Source organism: Actinophytocola sp. (genome assembly GCF_045807065.1).
Lineage (GTDB): Bacteria > Actinomycetota > Actinomycetes > Mycobacteriales > Pseudonocardiaceae > Actinophytocola.
In genome coordinates this window covers 1-6587 of record NZ_JBJMIE010000457.1, presented here as the reverse complement: position 1 = coordinate 6587, position 6587 = coordinate 1, and the positions used below count along the sequence as shown (strand labels likewise).

Sequence of the window (6587 nt, the reverse complement as noted above, 5' to 3'; positions counted from 1 at the left end):
GGTGCGGGGAAACTCCCTCTCGGCACCGGGGTCAGGACGCCGTCGTGACCGATGCGGAAGCCGAAGACGTCGTTGGTGCTGGCGCAGGCGACGTAGAGGAAGCGGCCGTTGGGGGTGATGGCCATGCCCGAGCCGCTACCGCCGGCGAGCACCGGTGGCAGCGGCTCGCCCAGTGCGCCGCCGGGAAGGATGGGGAACACGACGAGCGCGTCCGGCCCTGGGTTGAAGGGCCTGCCGTGGCTGACGATCAGGAACCTGCCGTCGCGGCTGACGATCACGTTGCGTGCGTCGGTGCGGCCGGTGGACGTGGTGCTGACGAGCGTCGGCACCCCGTTCCCGCCGATGCGGAACGCCGAGACGGTGGCGTCGTCGATGTTGGCCGTGTACAGGGCCTTCCCGTCGGGCGCGACCGCCAGGCCGAACGGGGCGAGCCCACCGACCTGCTCCCGGGCGAGCGGGAGCAGGCCGCCGTCGTCGGTTCTCGTGTAGGCGTAGACGAGGTTCTCGTCCACGGCGACGAGGTAGGCGAACCGGCCGTTCGGGCTGAACTCGAGGGACTGGGCGCCCGCGCCGGTGGGCACCGGGTCGCCGAACGGCACCAGACCGCCGTCCGGGCGTGCCGAGAAGATCGCGATGTCGGCCTCGACGGGGTCCCCGTTCACGTCGCCGCCGCTGTTGGCGACGTAGACCTTGTAGGCGAGGACGTCCGCGGTTGCTGGTGCGGGTACGAGTGTCAGCGCCGCAGCGAGTACGGCGACGGTTCCCCAAAGGCGCATCTGTACCACGTTAGGGACGTTCGTCCCCCGGGAGCAGTAGCTCGTTCATGTCATCGGAACGCGGGAACGACAGGCCTGGCGGTGGGGATCGGCGCCGGGGCGAACTGGAAGTCGGCCGGGTCGAACTTGCGGGTGCGCAGCCGGTAACGCCAGCTGAACCCCGGCCAGAGTGCCCGGTTGACGCCCTTGCTGTCCAGGAACCAGGCGTCGCAGCCGCCGGTGCTCCAGACTCCGCGGACCAGCCTGCGCTGGATGTCGGCCTGGAACCGGTTCTGCGCGCTGTGTGTGACCTCGATGGTGTCCGCCCTCATACGTTCGGTGTGGCGGATGGCCTTGGCGACGTAACGGATCTGGGACTCGATCATGAAGACGGTGGAGTTGTGGCCGACGGTGGTGTTGGGGCCGAGGAGGAAGAACAGGTTCGGGTACCCGGCGGTGGTGATGCCGAGATGGGTCTCGTTCCCGCTGGTGCGCCACTGGTCGGCCAGGTCACGACCGTCCCGGCCGGTGATGTCGAGGCGGTGGAAGGCGTCGGTGACGTGGAACCCGGTGCCGAAGATGATCGCGTCGACCTTGCGTTCGACCCCGGCGGTGTCGACCACGTGGTCCTGGCCGATCTCGGTGATCCAGTCGGTGACCAGCTCCACGTTGTCGCGGCACAGCGCGGGGTAGAAGTCGTCGGACATCACCACCCGCTTGCAACCCAGCTTGTAGTTCGGCGTCAGCTTGGCCCGCAGCGCCGGATCGGAGATCGACCTGTGCATGTGCCGGGTCGCGATCGCCTGCCCGCCCTTGATCAGGACGGGAAGCCAGTTGAACGGGACGGCTCGCGCCTCGAGCTGCCAGTAGAGCAGGGTGCGGTAGGCCCGCTGGAGGCCCGGCACCCAGCGCAGGGCCCTGCGCAACCACGCCGGCGTCGGCGCCTCGGCCTTGGGCAGGATCCACGCCGGGGTGCGCTGGAACAGGTGCAGCTCGCCGACCGTCTCGGCGATCTTCGGCACGAACTGCACGGCGCTGGACCCGGTGCCGACCACCGCCACCCGCTTGCCCCTGAGGTCGAGGTCGTGGTTCCACCGCGAGGAGTGGAACACCGCACCGGAGAACCGGTCCAGCCCGGGCAGTTGGGGGATGTACGGCATGTGCAGGGAACCGATACCGGTCACCAGGAACTGGGCGACGTAGACCTGCCCGGTGCCGGTGGTCACGTGCCAGCGCCGCTCGTCCGCATCCCAGCGTGCCGCGGTCATCTCGACGCCGAACCGGATGGAGTCGCGCAGCCGGTACTTGTCCGCGAGCCGCTTCAGGTAGTCCAGGATCTCCTGCCGCGGGGGATAGGTGTGCGTCCAGTCCGGGTTCTGCTCGAAGGAGTACGAGTACACATGCGACGGGATGTCACAGCCGCAGCCGGGGTAGGTGTTGCCCAGCCAGGTGCCGCCGAGGTCGTCGGCCTTCTCCAGGACCACGAAGTCGGTCCGACCCTCCATCCGGAACTGGATGGCCATTCCCAGACCGGAGAATCCGGCGCCGATCACCACGGTTCCGATCTCGATCCGGTCGATACCCGCCGCCTCGTCCATGTGCCTCAACCCCTGTCGTCGGTGCACCCCGAGCCGACCCTATGGCCGGTGGGTAACTCCCCGGTTGAGCCGGCTTGGTGGCGGTCAGGAGCGGGACTGGCCGTGCAGATGTGACGCAGGGCACATCGATTCGCGAACCTGGCGTCGAGGGGCGATCGTCTAGCTCGTTGTGTCTGATGAGGAGGAGCTCGTTCGGCGGGTCGCGCGGGGAGACCGTGCGGCGTTCGAGCGGCTGTACCGGCGCACGGCGCCGTGGCTGGCGGTTCGGCTGCGGCGGCGGTGTGCGGACGAGCAGCTCGTCGCCGAGGTGATGCAGGAGACCTACCTCGCGGTGTGGCGTGCGGCGGGCAGCTTCGCGGGGGCCGCGGTGGACGGGTCCGCGGTCGGCTGGCTGTGGACGATCGCGGCGCGGCGGCTGGTGGACGCGTTCCGCCGGCGTGCCAGGGAAGCCGCGCCGGGCCTCGGGGTGGGGGCACCTGGCCTGGCCGCCGAACCCGTGGCCCCCGCCGCGGAGGACGAGGCACTGTCCGGTGTGGTCGGTGACGAGGTCGGCGTGGCACTGGCCCGGCTGGCACCGGAACTGCGGCAGGTGTTGCAGGCCATGGTGGTCGACGGCCTCACGGTCCGGGAAACCGCGACGCTGCTGGGAGTTCCGGAAGGCACGGTGAAGACGAGGGCCCGTCGCGCCCGCCTGGCGATGAGAGAGGCACTGGCATGACCTGGCACGCATCCCCCGAGCTGCTCAGGAAGTACGTCGACGGTGATCCCGGCCTCACCGCCGATCGGGTCTGGGCCGTGGAGGTGCACCTCGAGTCCTGTGCGGACTGCCGGGCCCTGCTCGCCGCCGAGGCGACCGCCGTGGTGCCGCTCGTGAACGACGTCTGGGACGCCCTCGTGCCCGACACCGAGCCGGCGCCACTACGCGGAGTCCGGTGGGTGACCACGTGGGCGACGCCCGCGATGGTGCCCTGGCTCGTGATGACCACCGTGGTCACGCTTCTCGCGCTCGTCGTGGACCGGCTCGTCGCGCCGCCCTACCCGTCGCTCGCCCTGCTGCTCGCGCCCGTCGCGCCGGTCGCCGGGGTCGCGGCGGCGTGGGCGCGGGGTCTCGACCCCGCCCACGAGCTGGTCGCCGCCACGCCACGCGCCGGGCTCTACCTGGTGCTGCGCCGCACGGTCGCGGTGCTCGCCGTCGTGATCCCGCTGCTCGCGGTCACCACCTGGGCCTCGCCCGTCCGCTGGCTCCTGCCCTGCCTCGCGTTCACCGTGACCACGCTCGCGCTCGGCGGCTTCGTCGGCGTGCGGCGGGCCGCGGTCGGGCTGGTCACCGCCTGGGCGGCGTTCGTCGTCGGGCCCAGCCTCGTCACCGCCACCTCACCACCCGTGCTCGAACCGGCGGCGCTGGGGATCTGGGCCGCCGTGCTCGTCGCCGGCGCGGCCGTCGTCCGGCTCCGCGCCACCGTCTATGCCCGACTCGAAAGCTAGGAAACACACACATGCCTCGAATGGTGAGCGCGGCCGAGGTCGCGCCCAGGACCTACCCGTTCGACATCCACGCCCAGGGCCTGAAGGTTCGCGCCGGCCGGCGGATGGCGGTGGACGGTGTCGACCTGTCGCTCGCCACTGGCGTGCACGGCCTGCTCGGCCCCAACGGCGCCGGCAAGACCACCCTCATCCGGGCGCTCGCCACCGTGCTGCGGCCGGCGGGTGGTCAGCTGGCGCTGCTCGGCGGCGCCGACCTGCGCGACGTCCGGCGCAGGCTCGGCTACCTGCCGCAGGACTTCGGCTTCTACAAGCGGTTCACCGTCCGCGAGTTCGTCGAGTACATGGCGTGGCTCAAGGAGATGCCGAAGGCCGGGATCCCCGGCGCCGTGCAGCACGCGATCGAGCGGGTCGGCCTCACCGACCGGGCCGACGCGAAGCTGAAGACGTTGTCGGGCGGCATGATCCGCCGCGCCGGCATCGCGCAGGCCATCGTCAACGACCCGGCGATTCTGCTGCTCGACGAGCCGACCGCGGGGCTGGACCCGACGCAGCGCATGCAGTTCCGGCAGCTGCTGCGCGAGCTGGACGCCTGCGTGGTGGTGTCGACCCACCTGGTCGAGGACGTGGCCGCCGCCTGCACCGACGTGGTGCTGCTCGACGCGGGGCGGGTCGTGTTCCAGGGCGCGACCGCTGCGCTGGCGGCCGCCGGCACCGACGCGGACCCCGGCGACAGCCCCATGGAGCGCGGCTACTCCGCCCTGCTCGCGCAGGGGGCGGCACGATGATCCTGCGTACGGAGCTGCGCCGCTCGAGCGCACCGGTGCTCGGCGTCGGGTTCCTGGTGCTGTCACTGGGACTCCTCTACGGGTTGTCCGGGCCGTGGGGCAAGCGCCCGGCGGCGTGGGACGAGGAGTGGATGGGGCTCGCGCAGTGGACCCGCTACCTCACGCTGTTCCTGGCCCCGCTGGTGCTGGCCGTCGGTGCCTGGCAGGGCCTGCGGGAGAAGCGGTCCGGGGTGCCCGAGCTGTTCGCGACCACGCCGAGGCCGGCATGGCGGCGGGTGCTGCCGACCGCGGGGGCGCTGGCGGTCGCGCTCACCGCCGCGTACGTGGTGCTGCTCACCGTCGGCGGGGTGCGGGTGGCGGGCACCGCGAGCTACTTCCACCTGAAGTGGGTGCCGGTGGCCGGTGTCATGGTGGTGGCGCTGGTGGCACTGGCGCTGCTGGGTGCCGGCATCGGCCGGCTGGTGCCCTCACTGGTCACGCCGCCGGTGCTGGCCGTCGCCGCGCTCGCGGGGCAGATGGCGCTCCTGGCCACGTCCTGGCAGCTCCTGCTGACGCCCGCGTTCGACTCGCCGAGCATCGGCGTGTTCACGTCGGTGGCCGTGCCGGTGACGCTCGCGCAGCTGCTGTGGTTCGCCGGGATCGGGGTGACGGGCTTCTGCCTGCTCGTCGCGGTCGGCACGAAGGCTCGGCTGGCGGCGTTGCTGCCCGTGGCGCTGGCCGCCGCGGTCGCCGTGCCCGTCCTGTCCACTGTGGACGCCGTAGTCGCGGACCCGGACGCGCGGGCACTCGTGTGCGACGACCGCGGCCCGCGGGTGTGCGTGACCGCCGCGCACGCCGACTACCTGCCGACGGTCGCCGGGACGGCCCGTGACGTGTTGGCGCGGCTGGAGAAGCTGCCGTCACCACCGACCTCGGCCGTGGAGGTGCCGTGGGAGACCGGTGCCCGCGCGCCCGCCGGCGCGATGCCGATGTACTTCCCGTCGGGGCTCCCGACCGACGCCGACAAGCTGCGGTCCCGCCTGCTCGCCGGCGGCGACTCCCGGGAGTGCTGGGATGCCTGGGAGGCCTCGACACGCATCGAGACCGCGCGGATCCTCGTGGCGTCGTGGTTCACCGGTGAGCTGGCGCCCGTGCCCGGCACGGAGTACCTCTGGAAGGTGAAGCGGAAGGACGTCCAGCGCCTGTGGCAGGCGCTCCTCGCGCTCCCGGCCGAGAAGCAGGCGGCGCGGGTGGCCGGCATGCGCGAGTCGATCCAGTACTGCCGCGACGACCTGGACCTGCCATGAGGTGGCTGGTGCTGTACCTGCGGTCGCGGCAGGTCCTGGTCAGCGTCGGGACGGCGCTTGCCTGCGTGGTCGGGCTCGGGGTGCTGACCGGTGAGTCGGAAGGTGTGCGACTGGTGATGGCGGTGTTCGCGGCCACGGCGGTGACCGCGGTGACCGCGACCGGGCTCGCCGGCCCCGACCCCGCACTGGAGCGGACGGCGGCGCTGACCTGGTGGACCCGCCGGGCCGCACACGTGGTGGCGATCGGCGTGCTGGCGGTCGTCCTCGGCGTGGTGCTGGGACCGCCGGTGGCGACGGAAGTGGTGGTGCGCGACGCGGTCGGACTCACCGGTCTGGCCGCCCTCGGCGCGACGGTGCTGGGCGGCGCCCTGGCGTGGTGCCTGCCGATGACCTGGACGGTCGTCGCGTCCGGCGCGTTGCTGGCCGGCGATCCCGTCGTGGCACCACCGCTCACCTGGCTGGTCCAGCCACCCGGCACGACGGCGGCCATGGTCGCGGCCGTCGTGATGGGAGTGGCCGGTCTGCTGGTCTACGCCGTGCGCGGGCCACGCGCTCAGCGTTGAGGACACCGTCTGCGACGAAAAGGCGACTGGTTCCCCCTGGAGTTCGATAACCTGGTGACCCCCGGGTCGGCGGTCATTCTCAGAGCGCGGTGTCGCGGAGTCGCACGCCGGTTGT

Annotated in this window: 7 protein-coding genes; 5 read left to right on the top strand and 2 right to left on the bottom strand. The window is 72.0% G+C overall.

From position 1 onward, the window contains the following. Positions 1 to 776, bottom strand: a 776-nt coding sequence (locus tag ACJ73U_RS26820) for a lactonase family protein (protein WP_407780486.1), incomplete at its 3' end; no start/stop codon positions are given. Positions 777 to 826: 50 nt separating this feature from the next. Next, positions 827 to 2353: a flavin-containing monooxygenase gene (locus ACJ73U_RS26815; RefSeq protein ID WP_407780485.1), complete on the bottom strand. Its 1527-nt coding sequence runs from the start codon at positions 2351 to 2353 to the stop codon at positions 827 to 829. Positions 2354 to 2522: 169 nt separating this feature from the next. On the opposite strand from ACJ73U_RS26815, the gene ACJ73U_RS26810 reads away from it, so the two are divergent. Genes ACJ73U_RS26810 through ACJ73U_RS26790 form a run of 5 tightly spaced genes read left to right on the top strand, consistent with a single transcriptional unit; the run spans position 2523 to position 6472 of the window. After that, positions 2523 to 3071 carry an RNA polymerase sigma factor gene (locus tag ACJ73U_RS26810; RefSeq protein ID WP_407780484.1) on the top strand — a complete coding sequence of 183 codons (549 nt, stop codon included), beginning with the start codon at positions 2523 to 2525 and terminating at the stop codon, positions 3069 to 3071. Continuing rightward, the gene (locus tag ACJ73U_RS26805; protein ID WP_407780483.1) at positions 3068 to 3838 is read left to right on the top strand and encodes a zf-HC2 domain-containing protein; all 771 of its coding nucleotides are present in this window, start codon (positions 3068 to 3070) and stop codon (positions 3836 to 3838) included. Before ACJ73U_RS26810 ends, ACJ73U_RS26805 begins: the two co-directional genes overlap by 4 nt. Positions 3839 to 3849: 11 nt before the next feature. Further along, positions 3850 to 4623, top strand: a complete 774-nt coding sequence (locus ACJ73U_RS26800) for an ABC transporter ATP-binding protein (protein WP_407780482.1) — start codon at positions 3850 to 3852, stop codon at positions 4621 to 4623. Next, on the top strand, positions 4620 to 5909 hold the full coding sequence (locus tag ACJ73U_RS26795) for a hypothetical protein (RefSeq protein ID WP_407780481.1): 1290 nt from the start codon (positions 4620 to 4622) through the stop codon (positions 5907 to 5909). The genes ACJ73U_RS26800 and ACJ73U_RS26795 overlap by 4 nt, the downstream gene beginning before the upstream one ends. Then, positions 5906 to 6472 (top strand): hypothetical protein, encoded by a 567-nt coding sequence (locus ACJ73U_RS26790; protein WP_407780480.1) that lies wholly within the window; start codon positions 5906 to 5908, stop codon positions 6470 to 6472. Before ACJ73U_RS26795 ends, ACJ73U_RS26790 begins: the two co-directional genes overlap by 4 nt. Positions 6473 to 6587 lie beyond the last annotated feature (115 nt).